Here is an 18351-nt window from a genome sequence, read left to right as displayed (position 1 = left end):
TTTTGCGTTCTGCGCCGACCTTCGCCCATGTGGGAGCGAGCCCGCTCGCGAAGACATACTTTCATTCAAAGCCAAGGTGGCAGGTCGCTGCGTTCGCGAGCAGGCTCGCTCCTACATCATTTTGGGCCCGGCCCACAATCATTCGGTTTTCCGAACGCCATCCCGTCGCCCATTCGGATAACCGGATAGTGGCAACCTCAGCGACCGCAAGAAAAATAATAAATGTCCTTGTAGATCAATAAGATGATCTGCCAACCCTGGCCTGGCACGACTCATGCTCTACACTTGCTCGACGAATGCCTGTTGCGCCAACACAACAGGAGCCGTCAGGCATTCGAAGCTCAAAGGGCCCGTGAACCGGCTCCATAAAAAAAACAATGTCGAGGAAAATTTGATGCGCATCGTTCCCCATCTCCTGGGCGCAGCCATTGCTGCCGCTCTGATCAGCACGCCAGTTTTCGCCGCCGAACTGACCGGCACCCTGAAAAAGATCAAAGAGTCCGGCACCATCACCCTCGGACATCGTGACGCCTCCATTCCGTTTTCCTACATCGCAGACGCTTCCGGCAAACCGGTCGGCTACTCTCACGACATCCAGCTGGCCATCGTCGAAGCGATCAAGAAAGACCTGGATCTGCCGAACCTGCAGGTCAAGTACAACCTGGTGACTTCGCAAACCCGTATCCCGCTGGTGCAGAACGGCACCGTGGACGTCGAGTGCGGCTCCACCACTAACAACGTCGAGCGTCAGCAACAGGTTGACTTCTCGGTCGGCATCTTCGAAATCGGTACGCGTCTGCTGTCCAAAAAGGACTCCAAGTACAAAGAATTTGAAGACCTCAAAGGCAAGAACGTCGTGACCACCGCCGGCACCACGTCCGAGCGCCTGCTCAAGTCGATGAACGCCGACAAGCAAATGGGCATGAACGTGATTTCCGCCAAGGACCACGGTGAATCCTTCCAGATGCTGGAATCGGGTCGCGCCGTAGCCTTCATGATGGACGATGCCCTGCTCGCCGGTGAAGCGGCCAAGGCCAAGAAGGCTGATGACTGGGCTGTGACCGGTACTCCGCAGTCCTACGAAATCTATGGCTGCATGATGCGCAAAGGCGACGAGCCATTCAAAAAGGCTGTGGATGACGCCATCAAGGCAACCTACGCATCGGGCGCGATCAACAAGATCTACGAAAAATGGTTCATGCAACCGATCCCGCCAAAAGGCCTGAACCTGAACTTCCCGATGAGCGACGAGCTCAAGGCCTTGATCGCCAATCCGACCGATAAAGCGGCTGACGACAAGAAATCCTGATTTCTGACTAACCTTATCCCCTGAGAGCGCTTCAGTCTTTCAGGGGATGGCCACTCCCTGCTGGTATTTTCTGGAAGCACTCGAACCGGTGGCTGTCGAGCCGATCGCGTGTGCCTGGCCCTCAAGGTCAGACGGGAACGGAGTTTCCCCAAGCGGGCACTTGTACATCGATTGATCTGAGGGGAGACCCTAATGAATTACAACTGGGACTGGAGTGTGTTCTTCAAGTCCACCGGTGTGGGCAGCGAGACCTATCTCGACTGGTACATCTCCGGTCTGGGCTGGACCATTGCCATCGCCATCGTGGCCTGGATCATCGCCCTGCTGCTGGGCTCGATCCTGGGCGTGATGCGCACCGTGCCGAATCGCCTCGTATCGGGTATCGCCACCTGCTATGTCGAACTGTTTCGCAACGTGCCGCTGCTGGTTCAGCTGTTCATCTGGTACTTCCTGGTGCCCGACCTGCTGCCGCAAGACATCCAGGACTGGTACAAACAGGATTTGAACCCGACTACCTCGGCCTACCTGAGCGTCGTCGTGTGCCTGGGTCTGTTTACCGCCGCCCGGGTCTGCGAACAGGTGCGCACCGGCATCCAGGCGCTGCCTCGCGGCCAGGAAGCCGCCGCCCGCGCGATGGGCTTCAAGCTGCCGCAGATCTACTGGAACGTGCTGCTGCCCCAGGCCTACCGGATCATCATTCCGCCGCTCACCTCGGAATTCCTCAACGTCTTCAAGAACTCCTCCGTGGCCTCGCTGATCGGCCTGATGGAGCTGCTCGCGCAGACCAAGCAGACCGCCGAGTTCTCCGCCAACCTGTTCGAAGCCTTCACCTTGGCGACGCTGATCTACTTCACCTTGAACATGAGCCTGATGCTGCTGATGCGCATGGTCGAGAAGAAAGTCGCGGTGCCGGGCCTGATCTCCGTGGGGGGTAAATAATGGAATTCGATTTCACTGGCATCGTCCCGGCCATTCCCGGCCTGTGGAACGGCATGCTGATGACCCTCAAGCTGATGGCCATGGGTGTCGTCGGCGGGATCATTCTCGGCACGATCCTGGCGCTGATGCGGCTGTCCCATAACAAAGTGCTGTCGAGCGTCGCCGGCGCCTACGTCAACTACTTCCGTTCGATCCCGTTGCTGCTGGTCATCACCTGGTTCTACCTGGCGGTGCCGTTCGTACTGCGCTGGATCACCGGTGAAGACACCCCGATCGGCGCATTCACCTCCTGCATCGTGGCCTTCATGATGTTCGAAGCGGCGTACTTCTGCGAAATCGTCCGGGCCGGCGTTCAGTCGATCCCCAAGGGCCAGATGGGCGCTGCCCAGGCGCTGGGCATGGAATACGGGCAGATGATGCGCCTGATCATTCTGCCGCAAGCGTTTCGCAAGATGACCCCGCTGCTGCTGCAGCAGAGCATCATCCTGTTTCAGGACACTTCGCTGGTTTACACCGTCGGCCTGGTGGACTTCCTCAACGCCTCGCGGGCCAGTGGCGACATCATCGGTCGCTCCAATGAGTTCCTGATCTTCGCGGGTATCGTGTACTTCACAATCAGCTTTGCCGCCTCGCTGCTGGTCAAGCGTCTGCAAAAAAGGTTTGCCGTATGATCTCTATCAAGAACATCAACAAGTGGTATGGCGACTTCCAGGTGCTGACTGATTGCAGCACCGAGGTCAAAAAAGGCGAAGTGATCGTGGTGTGCGGGCCGTCCGGCTCCGGCAAGTCGACCCTGATCAAGTGCGTCAACGCGCTGGAACCGTTCCAGAAAGGCGACGTGGTGGTCGATGGCACGTCCATCGCCGACCCGAAGACCAACCTGCCGAAACTGCGCTCGCGCGTCGGCATGGTGTTCCAGCATTTCGAACTGTTCCCGCACCTGACCATTACCGAAAACCTGACCATCGCGCAGATCAAGGTGTTGGGCCGCAGCAAGGAAGAAGCCACCAAGAAAGGGCTGCAGCTGCTGGAGCGGGTCGGGTTGTCCGCCCACGCCCACAAGCACCCCGGCCAACTTTCCGGTGGTCAGCAACAGCGCGTGGCGATTGCCCGTGCGCTGGCGATGGACCCGATCGTCATGTTGTTCGACGAACCGACCTCGGCCCTTGACCCGGAAATGGTCAACGAAGTGCTCGATGTGATGGTGCAGTTGGCCCACGAAGGCATGACCATGATGTGCGTGACCCACGAAATGGGCTTCGCCCGCAAAGTGGCCGACCGCGTGATTTTCATGGACCAGGGCAAAATCATCGAAGACTGCCCGAAAGAGGAATTCTTCGGCGACATCAGCGCCCGCTCCGAACGTGCGCAACACTTCCTTGAGAAGATTTTGCAGCACTAAGAGCTTCACACCGAACTCTGTGGCGAGGGAGCTTGCTCCCGCTTGGCTGCGAAGCAGTCACAAACCCGGCAAATGCGGTACGTCAGGCCATCGGCCTGTGCAGGTTTTGGGGTCGCTACGCGACCCGGCGGGAGCAAGCTCCCTCGTCACAGGTCCGCGTTCGACTGGAAGCCAGAGCAACGCTGTTGCCACGCTGGTTGACCCAAGGCATCTGTGATGAAATGCGACCCCACTCCTTATCGCGACGCGTCGCCATCACTCGCCGTGAAACCCCGTCTGATTCGCCACCTGTTTCTGCCGCCCCTGATCATCGCCCTGATGGTCGGCCTGGGTTACGTCGGCTTCTGGACCAGTGAACACTTCGGCATCCGCAGCCTCAGCGAAAACGGCGAACGCCAGTTGGAACTGCATGCGCGCGCGGTCGAGAGCGAAATCAGCAAGTACACCTACCTGCCCAGCCTGCTGGAACTGGAGTCCAGTGTTTCGCAGTTGCTGAGCGATCCGACGCCGGAACACCGGCAAACCGTCAACGATTACCTCGAAGGCCTGAACCGCCGCAGCCGCAGCCGTGCCATCTACGTGATGGACACCACGGGTCGGGTGCTGGCCACCAGCAACTGGCGCGATGTCGACAGTTACCTGGGCGAAGACCTGGCCTTCCGCGCCTATTTCCAGAGCGCCGTGCGCGGTCAGCCGGGGCGGTTCTACGGCATCGGCAGCACCAACGGCGAACCCGGTTACTACCTGGCCCACGGCCTCGAAGAACAGGGCAAGATCATCGGAGTCGCCGTGGTCAAAGTCCGTCTCGAAGCCATGGAAGAGCGCTGGCAACGGGCGCGCCTGGAAGCGTTTGTCAGCGACGAGAACGGCATCATCATTCTGTCCAGCGATCCGGCGCGGCGACTCAAAGCCGTGCGGCCGTTAAGCGATGACACCAAGGAAAAACTCGCCCGCAGCCTGCAGTACTACTGGTTCCCGCTCAACGAGTTGCAACCCCTGGCCCGAGAACACCTGGCCGACGGCGTGGAGAAACTGACCTTCCCGGCCAACGCCGAGCTGGAGTCGGACGAGGAGGACATCAGCTACCTGTCGCAAACCCGGCCATTGATCGACACGCCGTGGAATTTCACCCTGCTCACGCCATTGCAGGATTTGCGTCGCGAAGCCATCAACCAAGGGATTCTGGTAGCGGTGGCGTTTGCCTTGGTGGCCTTCCTGCTGATTGCCTGGAACGAGCGGCGCAAGGTCATCGCCACGCGCCTTGCCGCCCGGGAAGCCTTGCAGCAAGCCAACAACCAACTGGAGCGTCGGATTACCGAACGCACCAGCGACCTGCGCGCCAGCAACGACCGTTTGAAGGGGCAGATCCGCGAACGTCGGCAGGCCGAAGAGACCTTGCGCCACGCTCAGGATGAATTGGTCCAGGCCGGCAAACTCGCGGCCATCGGCCAAATGTCCACCAGCATTGCCCACGAACTGAACCAGCCGTTGGCGGCGCTGCGGACCTTGTCCGGCAACACCGTGCGCTTCCTCGAACGCGGCCAGCTGGACATCGCCAGCACCAATCTGAAAACCATCAACGAACTGATCGACCGCATGGGTCGCATCACCGCCAGCCTGCGCTCCTTCGCCCGGCGCGGCGACGACCACGGCCAGGCCAGCCTCGGCAAAGCCGTGGACGCGGCGCTGCAATTGCTCGGCAGCCGGGTCGAAAGCACCGATTTGCAACTGCACCGCGCCTTCAGCGACGTGCAATTGCAGATTGACCAGACGCGCCTGGAGCAGATTCTGGTCAATCTGATCGGCAACGCCCTCGACGCCATGCAGGCGCAACCGCTACCGGAGTTATGGCTGGAAGGCGAAAGCGCCGACGGTAAATATCGCCTGCGGGTGCGCGACAACGGCCATGGCATCGATGCCGAGGCGCGCAAGCATTTGTTCGAACCTTTCTTCACCACTAAACCCGGCGAACAGGGCCTGGGCCTCGGCCTGACCCTGTCGGCGAGCCTCGCGGCCGCCACTGGCGGCCAACTGGGCGTCGAGCATCCGGCCAATGGTGGTACCACTTTCGTCCTCAGTTTGCCGTTGGCAAGCGCTCCACCCGCCGAGCCCGTATGAACCACGACCTGAGTGTGCTGATTGTCGAAGACGACCCCCATGTGCTACTGGGCTGCCAGCAGGCACTGACCCTGGAAGACATTCCCTGCATCGGCGTCGGCAGTGCCGAGGAAGCGCTGGCACAGGTCGGCGACGACTTTGCCGGCATCGTCATCAGCGATATTCGCCTGCCGGGTATCGATGGCCTGGAACTGCTGACGCGACTCAAGGCCCGCGACCGCAGCCTGCCGGTGGTGCTGATCACCGGCCATGGCGACATTTCCATGGCCGTGGGCGCGATGCAGAAAGGTGCCTACGACTTCATGGAGAAACCCTTCTCGCCGGAGCGGCTGGTGGACGTCGCCCGCCGCGCCCTCGAACAGCGCAGCCTGGCGCGGGAAGTGTCATCGCTGCGCCGGCAACTGGCCGAGCGCGATTCCCTCGAAGGGCGGATCATCGGCCGCTCGCCGGCCATGCAAAACCTGCGGGAATTGATCGCCAACGTCGCCGACACCTCGGCCAACGTGCTGATCGAAGGTGAAACCGGTACCGGCAAGGAATTGGTCGCGCGCTGCCTGCATGACTTCAGCCGCCGCCACAGCAAGCAGTTCGTCGCGCTGAACTGCGGCGGTTTGCCGGAGAACCTCTTCGAGAGCGAAATCTTCGGCCACGAAGCCAACGCCTTCACCGGCGCTGGCAAGCGGCGGATCGGCAAGATCGAACACGCCGATGGCGGCACGTTGTTCCTCGATGAAGTGGAAAGCATGCCACTGCCTTTACAGATCAAATTGCTGCGAGTCCTGCAGGAGCGCACCCTCGAACGCCTCGGTTCGAACCAGAGCGTGGCGGTGGATTGCCGGGTGATCGCCGCGACCAAATCCGACCTCGACGAATCGAGCAAGGCCGGGGAATTCCGCAGCGACCTGTATTACCGGCTCAATGTGGTAACCCTGGAACTTCCGCCGCTGCGCGAACGCCGCGAAGACATCCTGCAATTGTTCGAACACTTCCTGCAGCAGTCATCGCTGCGCTTCGACCGCACCGCGCCAGAGCTGGACAACCAGACCCTGTCGAACCTGATGAGCCACGACTGGCCGGGCAATGTCCGGGAACTGCGCAACGTCGCCGAACGCTTTGCCCTCGGCTTGCCGGCCTTCAAGAAACCCGGCGCCGCCGGCAGCCCCCAGGGCCTGGCGTTCGCCGAAGCGGTGGAAGCCTTTGAGCGCAACTTGCTCAGCGAAGCCTTGCAACGCAGCGGCGGCAACCTGACCCAGGCCAGCCAGGAATTGGGCATGGCCAAGACCACGCTGTTCGACAAAGTCAAAAAATACGGGCTCAGCCACTGATGGATTTGCTAATCAAAGCCGCACTTGGCGCCGCCGTGGTGGTGATCCTCGCCGCCCTGGCCAAGACCAAAAACTATTACATCGCCGGCCTGGTGCCGCTGTTTCCGACCTTTGCGCTGATTGCCCATTACATCGTCGGCAAGGGCCGCTCGCTGGATGATCTGAAGACCACCATCGTGTTCGGCATGTGGTCGATCATTCCGTACTTCGTTTACCTGGCGACGCTGTACGTGATGGTCGACCGGATGCGGCTGGAAGCGTCGCTGGCCGTTGCCGCGGTTGCCTGGTTGATCGCCGCGACGATGTTGGTCAGCGTGTGGGTGCGCTTGCACGCTTGACCACATTGCCGATGCTGGGGGGGGAGCGCCTTACGGCGCATAGACTTTCTGCAACTGCGCTTGGGTCAGCGCGTTTTCGAACGGCACCGGCACTGATTTCACCGCGCCATAGAGGTTGCGGTAACGCCAATAATTGCCGTTGTTGGCCAGCTGATAACCGCGCTCGACCACGCGCTGACCATCCAGCACATAACGCAAAGTTTCCTGGGCGGCTTCGGGCGGCGCCGGTTGCATCAGGTCAGTGGCCAGTACTCGCATGGATTCGTCGATGCAGTCGTCGAGCACAGCGGTGACCTTGGCCAGTTCCAGACTGCCGTCGTCAATGCACTGGTTGCCGCAACGCCGGATCGGCTGGCTGACCACTTCGATGCGCATGCGATACAACGCCGACCCAGCGATGTCCTGAACCTGCACCTGATTGATCAACACGAAACTGCCGCGGTCCGGGGTCAGCATCAACTTGGGTTCGATCACCAGGCGTGCGGTGACCTGCCCTTGCCCTTGCTTGAGTCCGGCGGCCTGGGACGCCTGTTGATAACGTTGCTGCAAGCGTTCCTGCAACGGCACGCCGGCGAGCAGGTCGGCCATTGGCCGCGCATCGTTGAGCGCGGTTTTTTCCGCCTCCCGCTGCAGCGTGCCGCTACCCATTTGCGTGTTGATCAGGCTGGCGACCAGCAAACCCGCCAGACCCGCCGTGTTGCCGGAACTGGCCACCAGGTTATGGCTCGATGAAGCGGCCTTCTGCGCCGCCTCAGCGTTAATCACCGTGCTGGCACCGACGAACGCCTGCGGCAACTGCATGTCGACCTTCAGCCCGTGGGCCTCGACGTACGAGGCAGCACTCTGGGACTTGAAACCGGCTTCGGGCGCCGTTTTTTGCGCACAACCGGGCAGCATCGACAGCGCCAACGCGCCGGCCATCATCAGCGGACGTTTCATTGTTCGAACGGCGTGATCATTTGCTGACGGCTGTTATCCATGGCCTGGTAAAAGGCGTTGGACAGGTTGGTGTAGGTCGGCTCATCCCACTCGCCCTGGGCGGCTTGCACGGCGGCAAAGGGTTTGAACCACAGCAGTTTGTTGTCGGCCAGATCCACCACCATGCCCTGCCCGCTCACCTGCGCCATCGGCACGCTGGTGGGCACGACGCTGTAGTAGCTGCGGGTGGCGCCGGTGGCAAACACGTTGACCAGCAACAGTCGGTCGACGCCGTAAGTGGCCTTGATCGGTGTCAGGTCGCGGACGGTGTAGCCTTCGCGGAAACTGTTTTCCTTGTAGACCTTCAGGTCCACCGGCTCGTTGATGCGCTTGGCCTTGTAGCCCTTGGCCTGGAGCTTGGCGACGATGACGTCCGGCAAGGTGTCGAGGTCGCGCACTTGCCATTTTTCGACGTTGTCACTGAGTTTGCTGTTAACGCCCTTGTTGATGGCGTAATCGAGAATGCCCTGATTGCCGGTCAGCGCCAGCACCGGTGCTGGCACCACGGTAATGGCCACACCGATGGTCGGTTCTTTGGCATCCCAGAATTGCTTGTCCAGCGGCACGGGAGGTTGAACGTGGGCGCAGCCGGTGAGGGTCAGACAGGCGAGCAGCGTCAGCGCCGCCCAGGTGCGAAAAACATAAAAAGCCATGGAATCAAGTCCCTATGATTGAAAAACGTTGCTGCCTGTATCGGCAGCAATTTCCAAAACAATAGTGGCACATTGATATATTTCATTTCAACTACAGCGGGACTCAGCTAACCGTGCCGCCCTTCGCTTCGCTCATGATCTGCCGAATGGCGCCAACGAAAGTATCGACTGGCTGCCCGCCGGTCACCGCGTATTGGCCGTTGAACACCACCGTCGGCACCGAACTGACGCCCCGCGCCAACCATTGTTGTTCTTCTTCGCGCACCTCATTGGCAAACTCATCCGATGCCAGAATTGCTTCGGCGCGTTGCCGATCGAGCCCGACGCTGGCGGTGATGTCGGCCAATTGCTGGTGATCGGACGGATTGCCGCCCTCGCTGAAATACGCCTTGAACAGCGCTTCCTTGAGCTTGAACTGCACCCCTTCCAGCCCGGCCCAGTACAGCAAACGATGGGCGTCGAAGGTGTTGTAAATGCGGCTGTTGCCATCGGTACGGAACGCGAAGCCGACCTCGGCGCCACGGGCGCGGATCATCTCGCGGTTTTGCTGCGATTGCTCCGGCGTCGAGCCGTATTTCTCGGTGATGTGTTCGGTGATGTTCTGCCCGTCCGGGCCCATTTTCGGGTTCAGTTCGAACGGCTGGAAACGGATCTCGGCCTGCACTTCATTGCCGAGGATTTCCAGGGCCTGGGTCAGGCCATATAAACCGACGACGCACCAGGGGCAGGAGACGTCGCTGACAAAATCGATTTTCAGGGGAGCACTCATCAAACACCTCACAGGCTAACTGCATGCCGCAAAGGCTGAACGATACACCTGAAATTCCCACGGGTGACCACCGAGAATGTAGGGTTTTGCCTGACGCTTTACAGCAGTTTCCCGCCGGCCATCGGTTCAACCCGGGCCCAATGCGACGTGTCTTCGCGATGCGCTTGCAGGTATGGCAACACGGCAGCCAGTAACGGGTCTTTGAAGGCTTCCTGGAAGCGGTGCGCCAATCCGGGGATCAGACGCAATTGGCTGCCCTGGATGTGCGCCGCCAAGTGCACGCCGTGCATCACCGGCAACAGCGGATCGGCGGTGCCGTGCACCACCAGAGTCGGCACCCGGAGCTGGTTGAGCAGCGCCACCCGGCTCCGTTCGGCGAGGATCGCCATGATCTGCCGCTTTACGCCTTCCGGGTTGAAGGCGCGGTCGTAGGACAGCGCCGCTTGGTGCAGCAAGGCCTGGCGATCATCGGTAACGCTCGGGCTGCCGAGTGCCGCCAACAGGTCGGCCTGTTGCTCCAAGGCGATTTGACGATTCGGCGCGCCCCGTCGCGACAGCAATTGCACCAGTGCCGCGCTCGGCGCCGGCAACCCTTCGGCGCCGGAGCTGGTCATGATCAGCGTCAGGCTTTCCACCCGTTGCGGCGCCATTGCTGCCAAGTGCTGGGCGATCATGCCACCCATGCTTGCGCCCAACACATGGAATTGCTCGACGTGCAGTGCATCCATCAGCCCCAACGCGTCGTCGGCCATGTCGGTCAGGCTGTACGGTGCGGCCACGGGCAAACCGAGTTTGTAGCGCAGCACTTCGAAGGTCAGGTTGGCGCTAGCCGGCGCCTGGCGCCAGGTGGACAATCCGACGTCGCGGTTATCGTAGCGAATCACCCGGAAACCCTGCTGACACAGCGCGACCACCACCTCGTCCGGCCAGTGGATCAGTTGCCCGCCCAGGCCCATCACCAGCAACAGCGCCGGATCGGAAGCACGGCCGATGCTCTGGTAGGCCAGGCTGACCTGTTCCAGATCGACTCGCTCAGTCGGGACATTGATATCGCAACGAGACGCCGCAAAAGACGGCAGGCCGAACAGCATCGCGGCCAGGAAAAACAATACGCGCATGAAAAACACCGAAACGCAGAACCCCAGTAGAGCGCGAGTCTGATGAAGTTTGTTCAAGCGCGCTGCCACAGTTACGTGACAGTTTGATGAAGTTTGCCGAGTGGTCGATTGCACCGAAAAGATTGCCCCGCACGCCCAGGTCGACATCCCGACCAACATGAGCCAAACTCACCGTATTATTTTTTATCACAAGTTTTACTCACGGAGCCATCCGGTGCTTGAAATCCGTCACCTAAAAACCCTGCACGCCTTGCGCGAAGCCGACAGCCTGGTGGACGCCGCCGACCGCCTGCACCTGACCCAGTCGGCGCTGTCCCACCAGTTCAAAGAACTGGAGGAGCGCATGGGCATGCCGTTATTCGTGCGCAAAACCAAACCAGTGCGCTTCACCAGCGCCGGGTTGCGCCTGTTGCAACTGGCTGACGCGACCTTGCCGCTGCTGCGCGGCGCCGAGCGTGATATCGCGCGCCTGGCCGGGGGCACTGCCGGGCGCCTGCACATGGCGATCGAGTGCCACAGTTGTTTTCAGTGGCTGATGCCGACCATCGACCAGTTCCGCGATGCCTGGCCGGAAGTCGAACTCGACCTGGCGTCGGGCTTCTCCTTCGCTCCGCTGCCGGCCCTGGCCCGGGGCGACCTGGACCTGGTGGTGACCTCCGATCCACAGGAAATCGCCGGCATCACTTATGTGCCGTTGTTCACCTACGAAGCCATGCTCGCGGTGGCCAACCAGCACAAACTGGCGGGCAAGGCGTACATCGTCCCCGAGGATCTGGTCAGCGAAACATTGATCACCTACCCGGTGGAGCGCGATCGCCTGGACATCTTCACCCGCTTCCTGGAACCCGCTGACATCGAACCGGCGCAAGTACGCACCTCGGAGCTGACGGTGATGATGATGCAACTGGTGGCCAGCGGACGTGGCGTCTGCGGCATGCCGCACTGGGCGCTGCATGAATACAGCTCACGGGGTTACGTGAAGGCCAAGCGGCTCGGCGAGAAAGGCCTGTTTGCCACGCTGTACGCCGCCATTCGCGCCGACATGCTCGATGCGCCGTACATGCGCGACTTCCTGCTGACGGCCAAGGACACGTCGTTCTCGACGCTGGATGGAGTGAGTGCGGTTCGCTAACCGCTTGAGCGACACATGTCACTGTGGCGAGGGAGCTTGCTCCCGCTGGACTGCGCAGCAGTCCCGATCAGGACATGTGCGGGTTCATCCATCGCGGCTGCCGGTTTGGGGCGGCTTCGCCACCCAGCGGGAGCAAGCTCCCTCGCCACAAAAGCCTGGCCGCCATCAGGTGGGAGCGAATTCCCTCTGCAGAAAAGCTCGGCGGCCAGACATCAGGGGGTGATCTCGCGCCACATATGGATTTTGTCGAAGTAGTCCTCGCCGACCCGTACCGCCATCGGTTCCAAGCCGAACTGCACGAAGCCGCAACGCTGATAGAGCTTGAACGCGGCGGCGTTGCCGGCGGTGACGGTCAACTGGATCAGGCGCAAGCCCGGTTGTTTGTGTGCGCGGCTCAGCGCCACCTGCACCAGTTCAAAGCCTACCCCTCGCTGGCGCACCTGCGCCGAGACGTACATGCCGAACAAGGTGCATTTGTGCCGGGCCTTTTCCCGTGGCTCGAACGCCAGACCGACAATCCCCGCCAGCCGCCCGTCTTCGAACGCCCCCAGCACCACGTCCAGTTGACTGGTCAGCCGCGCCTCCCACCAACTCAACGGCATCTTCGCCCGTTCCCGCACACTCGAAGTAAAGGCCTGCGGATGCAAGTCGTAGGCTTCCAGCATCAGCGCGCGATAGTCCAGGGCATGGCTGGCATCCAGTTGTTCGATCCACATGGCGGTCTCGGTCCTTGAGCGATCAGGCAGTGAGCGAGGCTCGATAAAACGGCAGGATCACGTCCCGTGTCAATGGCGCCAGGATCACATTGCCGTCCGTGGCGGGGTCGATCCAGATGACTTCTTCGATCTCGGCGGCGGGCGAAACGTCGACGTCGATGGTCAGCAAAAACAACTGCGCCTGTACGACATGTCCCGGTTCATTGGCGGCCGGCGCGCTGAACTCGCCGAGAAATTGCGCCTGTATGGGATCGATCGTCAGCCCCAACTCCTCGTTCAACTCACGCGCCAAGGCCTCGGCCGGTTGTTCGTGCGCATCGATCTTGCCACCCGGCTGCATGAACGCCTGCGTGCCACGTTTGCGCACCAGCAAGGTTCGACCGTCCGGACCGATCAACAGGGCGGCGGCGATGCGGATGAGGGCGGGAGAAGCGGTGGAATCGAGCATGACAAAAAAGGCCTTTGACTCAAAAGCGCGCAGGATTACACGGGCGCGCTTTTGAGCAAAGACCTTTGAGAAACCCCTGAACCGTCAGGTCGCTTCCTGGAAATCCATCTCCGGTGGCTGACGACGGAAGCCGCCGGTCAACACAGCGAGGTACACCACGCCGATCACCAGCCAGCTGAGGCCGAGGTAGATCGCCAGGTGATCGAGGCTGACCATCAACCACAGGTCCGCCACCAGGCCGATGAAGGGGAATAGCAGGAACAGCACCATTTCGCGCGGGCCTTTTTTCTCGCCGCCGATCCAGTAATGGAAGATCACCGAGAGGTTGACCAGGCTGAAGGCCAGGAAGGCGCCGAAGTTGATGAACGAGGTTGACGTGGTGACGTCGAGTTTCAGCGCCAGCAAGGCGACGACTGCGCACAGCAGGATGCTGTTGACCGGCGTGCCGAAGCGCGCGTGCAGGGTGCCGAAGAACGACTTGGGCAGTACACCGTCGCGACCCATGGCGAACAGCAGCCGCGAGCCACTGGCCTGGGCCGACAGGCCCGAGGCGAACTGGCCGACGATCAGGCCGATCAGGAAGATCGAGACGAACACGTCGCCGCCGATGTTGCGGGCAATTTCGTAAGCCGCCGAGTCGACGCTTTCAAACTGGAACGACGGATGGGCGATCTGCACGAAGTAAGAAACGCCGACGAAGATCAGCCCGCCGATCAAGGTGATCAGCATGATCGCTCGGGGGATGGTGCGCCGTGGGTCGCGAGTCTCTTCGGTCAGGGTGCTGACCGCGTCAAAACCGAGGAACGAATAACAGGCAATCGCTGCACCGCTCATGATCAGCGGCATTTGCATGTCGCCGTTGAAGAACGGTTTGAGGGTCCACAACGGTGTGCTGGCATCGCCGCCGACGTAATGCACGCACAGCGCGACGAAGGCGATCAGCACCAGAAATTGCACCAGCATCAGCAAGGCGTTGATGCCGTTGGCCAGTTTCAACCCGACAATATTGATTGCGCTGGTGATGCCAATGAACGCCAGGACCCAAATCCACTGCGGTACCGCCGGGAACGCCGAGTTGAGGTACGCCGAACCGATCAACCAGATTGCCATCGGCAGGAACAGGTAGTCGAGCAGCACTGCCCAACCGGCAATAAACCCGAGTTTCGGGCTGATCGCCTTGCGCACGTAACTGTAAGCCGAGCCCGCCACCGGGAAGGCCGAGGCCATGCGGCCATAGCTCATCGCGGTGAAAAACATTGCCACCAGCGCCGCCAGGTACGCGGCCGGGACCATGCCGGACGTGGATTGAGCGAGGATGCCAAAAGTGCCGAGGACAATGATCGGCGTCATATAGGCGATGCCAAACAGCACCACCGACCCCAATGACAGGGTGCGTTGCAAACGAGCCATGAGCGACTACTCCGAATTTATTGGTTTTATGGCAGAGCCGAGTTCGGCAAATGTTTCGGGTGTTTGTGTTTTTTTTGATCGAACTTTTGTGTTGTCTGGGTGGGCCTCATCGCTGGCAAGCCAGCGATTTGGCCAGAACACGCCATTGAGCATTTGAATCAACGTGATGGAATCAGCAACTCCCTGACCCCGGACGCGTGCTCGACAATCTGCCCCGGCAATTTCAGCCGCTGGTCATCCAGATAGCGGTAATCCTGGCGCGCGGCTTGCAGTTGGTTCAGGTCCAGTTCGACTGTGAACTGCCCTTCCTCGCGCCCGGCCTCGAACAGCAAATTGCCCAACGGGTCGACCAGGGCGCTGCCGCCGGCGAACAACAGCCCGCCATCGCCCTCCTCCACACGATTGACCATCAGCGCAAACGCCTGGTTTTCCTGGGCGCGGGCCATGATTGCCGTGCGGTGGGTCGGGCCGTAGGGGTCCATGTTGCCGTTTGTCACCACCAAAAACTCGGCACCCAGCTGCGCCAGGGCACGGGCGCTCTCCGGGAACTCGATGTCGTAGCAAATCAACAGTCCGATGCGCACGCCGTTCCACAGGCAGGTCGCGTAACGGTCGCCCGCCTCGTACACGCCACGGTCCGATGCCCACAGGTGCGTCTTGCGGTAGCGCAGCGCGATGCCTTGCGGGGTAATGAACAGCGTGGTGTTGTAGAACCGGCCGTTGTCGTTCTCGGCCATGCCGATCGCCACGGCGAGGTCGTGCTCGCGGGCGGCGGCGATGATCGCGCTGACGGTGGGGCCGTCCAGCGGCTCAGCGACCTCGGCCACCGATTCGGCCGAGGGGAAGCCCATCAGATGGCCTTCCGGAAACAGGATCAACTGCGTGTCCGCCGCGCAGGCCGCGATCGCCGCCAGTGCGCGTTGCAGGTTGTAAGCCGTGTCGTTGTCACGGCCCGCCAGTTGGGCGAGTTCGACTTTCATGGGTGGTCCTTGTTCTTCGCGCCGGGCGGCAGAAAGATTGCCCGGTCGGTGTCTGTGCGCCAGTATGCGCAGCAAGCAACCGGCCAGGGAATCACGCAGCCGGGGTAACCCGATAGGGGTAGAGGCATGACACTCTCGTTCCAAGACATCGCCTGGCATCGTTCAGTCGGGCAACTGATCGACGCGCTGGACAAGCCCAACTTCTGGACGCAACTGGTGCGGCTGCTGGACCAGTACGTCGCGTTCGACAGTTGGGTCGCCTTGCTATTCAGCGCCGAACAGCGCCCGCAGGTGTTTGCCGAGTGCCCCGCCGAAGATGGCAGCCCCGACCAGTTGTTCCAGGATTACCTGCGCGGCCTGTACCTGCTCGACCCCTTTTACATCGCTTGCCGCGAGCAGTCGCGGACCGGCCTGTACCGGCTCTCGGAAGTGGCGCCGGAGCACTTTGAGCTGACCGAGTATTACCAACGATACTTTCGTCTGAATGTGGTGGCCGACGAAATACAGTTCAATTGCCAGCTCGAAGGCGAGCGCACGCTCTGCCTGTCCCTGGGCAGCAAGACCCGTTTCAGCAACGAACAGATCGCTTTGCTCTCGCTGATCCAGCCCTGGGTGCTGGGCCTGTTGCGCCAACGCCTGCCCTATGAAATCAATGAAGTGGTGGCCCTCGCCCCGTCACCGCCGCAAGGGGATTGGCGCACGCAACTGGAAACCTCGGTGCAACAGCTTAAAGGCGCGCAACTGACCGCCCGCGAACTGGACGTCGGGCGCCTGATGCTCAGCGGTTGCTCCAGTAAAGAAATCGCCCGTAAGCTGGAAATCTCCGTCGAAACCGTGAAAGTCCATAAGAAACACATGTACAGCAAACTGGGGATCAAATCCCAGTCCGAGCTGTTTTCAATCTTTCTGCAGGCGCAAAACGCCTGAAAACTCGCTAAGCGCTGGAGATTTACTGTGGCGAGGGAGCTTGCTCCCGCACGGCTGCGCAGCAGTCGCAAAAAACCGCGGACGCGAGCTCTCTGCCACAAGAGTTACAGCGTCGGCCGCTGAATAACCATCGAGTCCGAACCCAAGGAAACCGTATGAGCCTGTCCCTCCTGAGCCGCTACGCCTTCTTTGCCCTGTGCGTGATTTTCACCCTGGCCAGCCTGCCCTTCCTGGAACACGACTGGCTGTGGCCGTTCACCGCTGTCACCGGTCTGCTCAGCCTGCTGGGGCTGTTCGACCTGCTGCAAAGCCCGCACGCGGTGCGGCGCAATTACCCGATCCTCGGCAACATTCGCTACCTGGTCGAAGGCATCCGCCCGGAAATTCGCCAGTACCTGCTCGAATCCGACAGCGACGCCCTGCCCTTCTCCCGCGCCCAGCGTTCCCTGGTGTACTCGCGGGCGAAAAACGAAACCGCCGACAAACCCTTCGGCACGCTGATCGACGTTTACCAGTCGGGCTTCGAGTTTATCGGCCACTCCATGCGCCCGGCGCCACTGAGCGATCCAAGCGCGTTCCGGGTGATGGTCGGCGGACCGCAGTGCACGCAACCCTATTCGGCCTCGGTGTTCAATATTTCCGCGATGAGCTTCGGCTCGCTCAGCGCCAACGCCATCCGCGCTCTGAACCAGGGCGCCAAGCTCGGCAACTTCGCCCATGACACCGGCGAAGGCAGTATCAGCCCGTATCACCGCGAACACGGCGGCGACCTGACCTGGGAACTGGGCAGCGGCTATTTCGGCTGCCGCACCTCCGATGGCCGCTTCGACCCGGAACGCTTCGCCGCCCAGGCGCAGACACCGCAAGTGCGGATGATCGAAATCAAGATGAGCCAGGGCGCCAAACCCGGCCACGGCGGCATCCTGCCCAAGCACAAGGTCACCCAGGAAATCGCTGACACCCGCGGCATCCTGATGGGCGAAGACTGCATCTCGCCGTCGCGGCACAGCGCGTTTTCCACGCCGCTGGAATTGATGCACTTCATTCAGCAGTTGCGTGAGTTGTCCGGCGGCAAACCGGTGGGCTTCAAGTTCTGCCTCGGCCACCCGTGGGAGTTCATGGGCATCGCCAAAGCCATGCTGGAAACCGGCATCCTCCCGGACTTTATCGTGGTCGACGGCAAGGAAGGCGGCACCGGCGCGGCACCGGTGGAGTTCACCGACCATATCGGCGTGCCGATGCGCGAAGGCTTGCTGTTCGTGCATAACACCTTGGTGGGGCTGAACCTGCGCGACAAGATCAAACTCGGCGCCAGCGGCAAAATCGTCAGTGCGTTTGATATCGCCAGCGTCCTGGCGATTGGCGCCGACTGGGCCAACTCCGCGCGCGGCTTTATGTTCGCCATCGGCTGCATCCAGTCGCAAAGCTGCCACACCAACAAATGTCCGACCGGCGTCGCCACTCAGGACACTTTGCGTCAACGCGCACTGGTAGTGCCGGACAAAGCCCAGCGGGTGTTCAACTTCCATCGCAACACCCTCAAGGCTCTGGCTGAAATGCTCGCCGCCGCCGGCCTCGATCATCCGTCGCAACTGTCGGCCAAACACCTGGTGCGGCGCATGTCGGCGACGGAAATCAAACTGTTCTCGCAGTTGCACGTGTTCCTGAAGCCGGGCGAATTGCTCACCGGCGAAGTCAACGGCGAGTTCTACTCGCGGATGTGGCAGATGGCGCGGGCCGACAGTTTTGAAGCGGCGGAAGTGGCGGCGGCCTGAGGCCGTTCAGGCGC

At 61.1% G+C, this 18351-nt stretch carries 18 protein-coding genes; 10 read left to right on the top strand and 8 right to left on the bottom strand.

The genetic code is table 11. From position 1 onward, the window contains the following. The first annotated feature begins 394 nt into the window (after positions 1 to 394). From RG836_RS24115 to RG836_RS24085, 7 genes are all read left to right on the top strand, one after another. Positions 395 to 1309 (top strand): glutamate/aspartate ABC transporter substrate-binding protein, encoded by a 915-nt coding sequence (locus tag RG836_RS24115; RefSeq protein WP_310850183.1) that lies wholly within the window; start codon positions 395 to 397, stop codon positions 1307 to 1309. 192 nt (positions 1310 to 1501) lie between these two features. Beyond that, positions 1502 to 2248 (top strand): amino acid ABC transporter permease, encoded by a 747-nt coding sequence (locus tag RG836_RS24110; RefSeq protein WP_310850181.1) that lies wholly within the window; start codon positions 1502 to 1504, stop codon positions 2246 to 2248. Continuing rightward, positions 2248 to 2919, top strand: coding sequence for an amino acid ABC transporter permease (locus RG836_RS24105; protein ID WP_310850179.1), 672 nt, complete (start codon positions 2248 to 2250; stop codon positions 2917 to 2919). Before RG836_RS24110 ends, RG836_RS24105 begins: the two co-directional genes overlap by 1 nt. Further along, positions 2916 to 3650 carry an amino acid ABC transporter ATP-binding protein gene (locus RG836_RS24100; protein ID WP_016773390.1) on the top strand — a complete coding sequence of 245 codons (735 nt, stop codon included), beginning with the start codon at positions 2916 to 2918 and terminating at the stop codon, positions 3648 to 3650. Before RG836_RS24105 ends, RG836_RS24100 begins: the two co-directional genes overlap by 4 nt. A 216-nt stretch (positions 3651 to 3866) precedes the next feature. Then, complete coding sequence (gene aauS, locus RG836_RS24095; RefSeq protein ID WP_310850167.1) at positions 3867 to 5768, top strand: two-component sensor histidine kinase AauS; 1902 nt, start codon at positions 3867 to 3869, stop codon at positions 5766 to 5768. Next, a complete protein-coding gene (gene aauR, locus RG836_RS24090) occupies positions 5765 to 7093 on the top strand; it encodes a two-component response regulator AauR (RefSeq protein WP_310850165.1) in 1329 nt (442 codons plus the stop codon). The genes aauS and aauR overlap by 4 nt, the downstream gene beginning before the upstream one ends. Further along, complete coding sequence (locus RG836_RS24085; protein WP_310850163.1) at positions 7093 to 7431, top strand: GlpM family protein; 339 nt, start codon at positions 7093 to 7095, stop codon at positions 7429 to 7431. The genes aauR and RG836_RS24085 overlap by 1 nt, the downstream gene beginning before the upstream one ends. Positions 7432 to 7461: 30 nt before the next feature. Here the strand turns inward: RG836_RS24085 and RG836_RS24080 are convergent, their stop codons facing one another. The 4 genes from RG836_RS24080 to RG836_RS24065 all read right to left on the bottom strand — a co-directional run bounded on the left by RG836_RS24080 (position 7462) and on the right by RG836_RS24065 (position 10949). Then, entirely contained in the window at positions 7462 to 8370 is a 909-nt protein-coding gene (locus tag RG836_RS24080; protein ID WP_310850161.1) for a hypothetical protein, read from the bottom strand. Then, a complete protein-coding gene (locus RG836_RS24075) occupies positions 8367 to 9062 on the bottom strand; it encodes a hypothetical protein (protein ID WP_310850159.1) in 696 nt (231 codons plus the stop codon). Before RG836_RS24075 ends, RG836_RS24080 begins: the two co-directional genes overlap by 4 nt. 103 nt (positions 9063 to 9165) lie before the next feature. Continuing rightward, the gene (locus tag RG836_RS24070; protein WP_310850158.1) at positions 9166 to 9831 is read right to left on the bottom strand and encodes a DsbA family oxidoreductase; all 666 of its coding nucleotides are present in this window, start codon (positions 9829 to 9831) and stop codon (positions 9166 to 9168) included. 98 nt (positions 9832 to 9929) lie between these two features. Next, positions 9930 to 10949, bottom strand: coding sequence for an alpha/beta fold hydrolase (locus RG836_RS24065; protein WP_310850156.1), 1020 nt, complete (start codon positions 10947 to 10949; stop codon positions 9930 to 9932). A gap of 214 nt (positions 10950 to 11163) precedes the next feature. Between RG836_RS24065 and metR the strand changes: the two genes are divergently transcribed. Further along, on the top strand, positions 11164 to 12081 hold the full coding sequence (metR, locus tag RG836_RS24060; protein ID WP_310850154.1) for a transcriptional regulator MetR: 918 nt from the start codon (positions 11164 to 11166) through the stop codon (positions 12079 to 12081). A gap of 212 nt (positions 12082 to 12293) precedes the next feature. Here metR and RG836_RS24055 read toward each other — a convergent pair whose 3' ends face one another. The 4 genes from RG836_RS24055 to RG836_RS24040 all read right to left on the bottom strand — a co-directional run bounded on the left by RG836_RS24055 (position 12294) and on the right by RG836_RS24040 (position 15635). Continuing rightward, complete coding sequence (locus RG836_RS24055; RefSeq protein ID WP_310850152.1) at positions 12294 to 12797, bottom strand: GNAT family N-acetyltransferase; 504 nt, start codon at positions 12795 to 12797, stop codon at positions 12294 to 12296. 22 nt (positions 12798 to 12819) lie between these two features. Beyond that, on the bottom strand, positions 12820 to 13245 hold the full coding sequence (locus RG836_RS24050; protein WP_310850151.1) for an NUDIX hydrolase: 426 nt from the start codon (positions 13243 to 13245) through the stop codon (positions 12820 to 12822). Positions 13246 to 13329: 84 nt separating this feature from the next. Further along, positions 13330 to 14655: an APC family permease gene (locus tag RG836_RS24045; RefSeq protein ID WP_310850149.1), complete on the bottom strand. Its 1326-nt coding sequence runs from the start codon at positions 14653 to 14655 to the stop codon at positions 13330 to 13332. Between the two features lie 158 nt (positions 14656 to 14813). Further along, a complete protein-coding gene (locus RG836_RS24040; protein WP_310850147.1) occupies positions 14814 to 15635 on the bottom strand; it encodes a carbon-nitrogen hydrolase family protein in 822 nt (273 codons plus the stop codon). 126 nt (positions 15636 to 15761) lie between these two features. On the opposite strand from RG836_RS24040, the gene RG836_RS24035 reads away from it, so the two are divergent. Together RG836_RS24035 and RG836_RS24030 are read left to right on the top strand one after the other, a co-directional pair. Then, positions 15762 to 16562 carry a helix-turn-helix transcriptional regulator gene (locus tag RG836_RS24035; RefSeq protein WP_310850145.1) on the top strand — a complete coding sequence of 267 codons (801 nt, stop codon included), beginning with the start codon at positions 15762 to 15764 and terminating at the stop codon, positions 16560 to 16562. 155 nt (positions 16563 to 16717) lie between these two features. Then, the gene (locus RG836_RS24030) at positions 16718 to 18337 is read left to right on the top strand and encodes an FMN-binding glutamate synthase family protein (RefSeq protein ID WP_310850143.1); all 1620 of its coding nucleotides are present in this window, start codon (positions 16718 to 16720) and stop codon (positions 18335 to 18337) included. The last annotated feature ends 14 nt before the right edge of the window (positions 18338 to 18351 follow it).

Origin of the sequence: Pseudomonas rhizozeae, from assembly GCF_031583775.1 — a bacterium.
Classification (GTDB): domain Bacteria; phylum Pseudomonadota; class Gammaproteobacteria; order Pseudomonadales; family Pseudomonadaceae; genus Aquipseudomonas.
Note: the sequence above shows the minus strand (reverse complement) of the source record. Positions and strands in the feature narration are given on the sequence as shown.

What these genes read in the sequence shown, in the direction of transcription:
- RG836_RS24115 (WP_310850183.1), top strand. Translation starts at nt 395, where the DNA reads ATGCGCATCGTTCCCCATCTCCTGGGCGCAGCCATTGCTGCCGCTCTG.
- RG836_RS24110 (WP_310850181.1), top strand. Translation starts at nt 1,502, where the DNA reads ATGAATTACAACTGGGACTGGAGTGTGTTCTTCAAGTCCACCGGTGTG.
- RG836_RS24105 (WP_310850179.1), top strand. Translation starts at nt 2,248, where the DNA reads ATGGAATTCGATTTCACTGGCATCGTCCCGGCCATTCCCGGCCTGTGG.
- RG836_RS24100 (WP_016773390.1), top strand. Translation starts at nt 2,916, where the DNA reads ATGATCTCTATCAAGAACATCAACAAGTGGTATGGCGACTTCCAGGTG.
- aauS (WP_310850167.1), top strand. Translation starts at nt 3,867, where the DNA reads ATGAAATGCGACCCCACTCCTTATCGCGACGCGTCGCCATCACTCGCC.
- aauR (WP_310850165.1), top strand. Translation starts at nt 5,765, where the DNA reads ATGAACCACGACCTGAGTGTGCTGATTGTCGAAGACGACCCCCATGTG.
- RG836_RS24085 (WP_310850163.1), top strand. Translation starts at nt 7,093, where the DNA reads ATGGATTTGCTAATCAAAGCCGCACTTGGCGCCGCCGTGGTGGTGATC.
- RG836_RS24080 (WP_310850161.1), bottom strand. Translation starts at nt 8,370, where the DNA reads ATGAAACGTCCGCTGATGATGGCCGGCGCGTTGGCGCTGTCGATGCTG.
- RG836_RS24075 (WP_310850159.1), bottom strand. Translation starts at nt 9,062, where the DNA reads ATGGCTTTTTATGTTTTTCGCACCTGGGCGGCGCTGACGCTGCTCGCC.
- RG836_RS24070 (WP_310850158.1), bottom strand. Translation starts at nt 9,831, where the DNA reads ATGAGTGCTCCCCTGAAAATCGATTTTGTCAGCGACGTCTCCTGCCCC.
- RG836_RS24065 (WP_310850156.1), bottom strand. Translation starts at nt 10,949, where the DNA reads ATGCGCGTATTGTTTTTCCTGGCCGCGATGCTGTTCGGCCTGCCGTCT.
- RG836_RS24055 (WP_310850152.1), bottom strand. Translation starts at nt 12,797, where the DNA reads ATGTGGATCGAACAACTGGATGCCAGCCATGCCCTGGACTATCGCGCG.
- RG836_RS24050 (WP_310850151.1), bottom strand. Translation starts at nt 13,245, where the DNA reads ATGCTCGATTCCACCGCTTCTCCCGCCCTCATCCGCATCGCCGCCGCC.
- RG836_RS24045 (WP_310850149.1), bottom strand. Translation starts at nt 14,655, where the DNA reads ATGGCTCGTTTGCAACGCACCCTGTCATTGGGGTCGGTGGTGCTGTTT.
- RG836_RS24040 (WP_310850147.1), bottom strand. Translation starts at nt 15,635, where the DNA reads ATGAAAGTCGAACTCGCCCAACTGGCGGGCCGTGACAACGACACGGCT.
- RG836_RS24035 (WP_310850145.1), top strand. Translation starts at nt 15,762, where the DNA reads ATGACACTCTCGTTCCAAGACATCGCCTGGCATCGTTCAGTCGGGCAA.
- RG836_RS24030 (WP_310850143.1), top strand. Translation starts at nt 16,718, where the DNA reads ATGAGCCTGTCCCTCCTGAGCCGCTACGCCTTCTTTGCCCTGTGCGTG.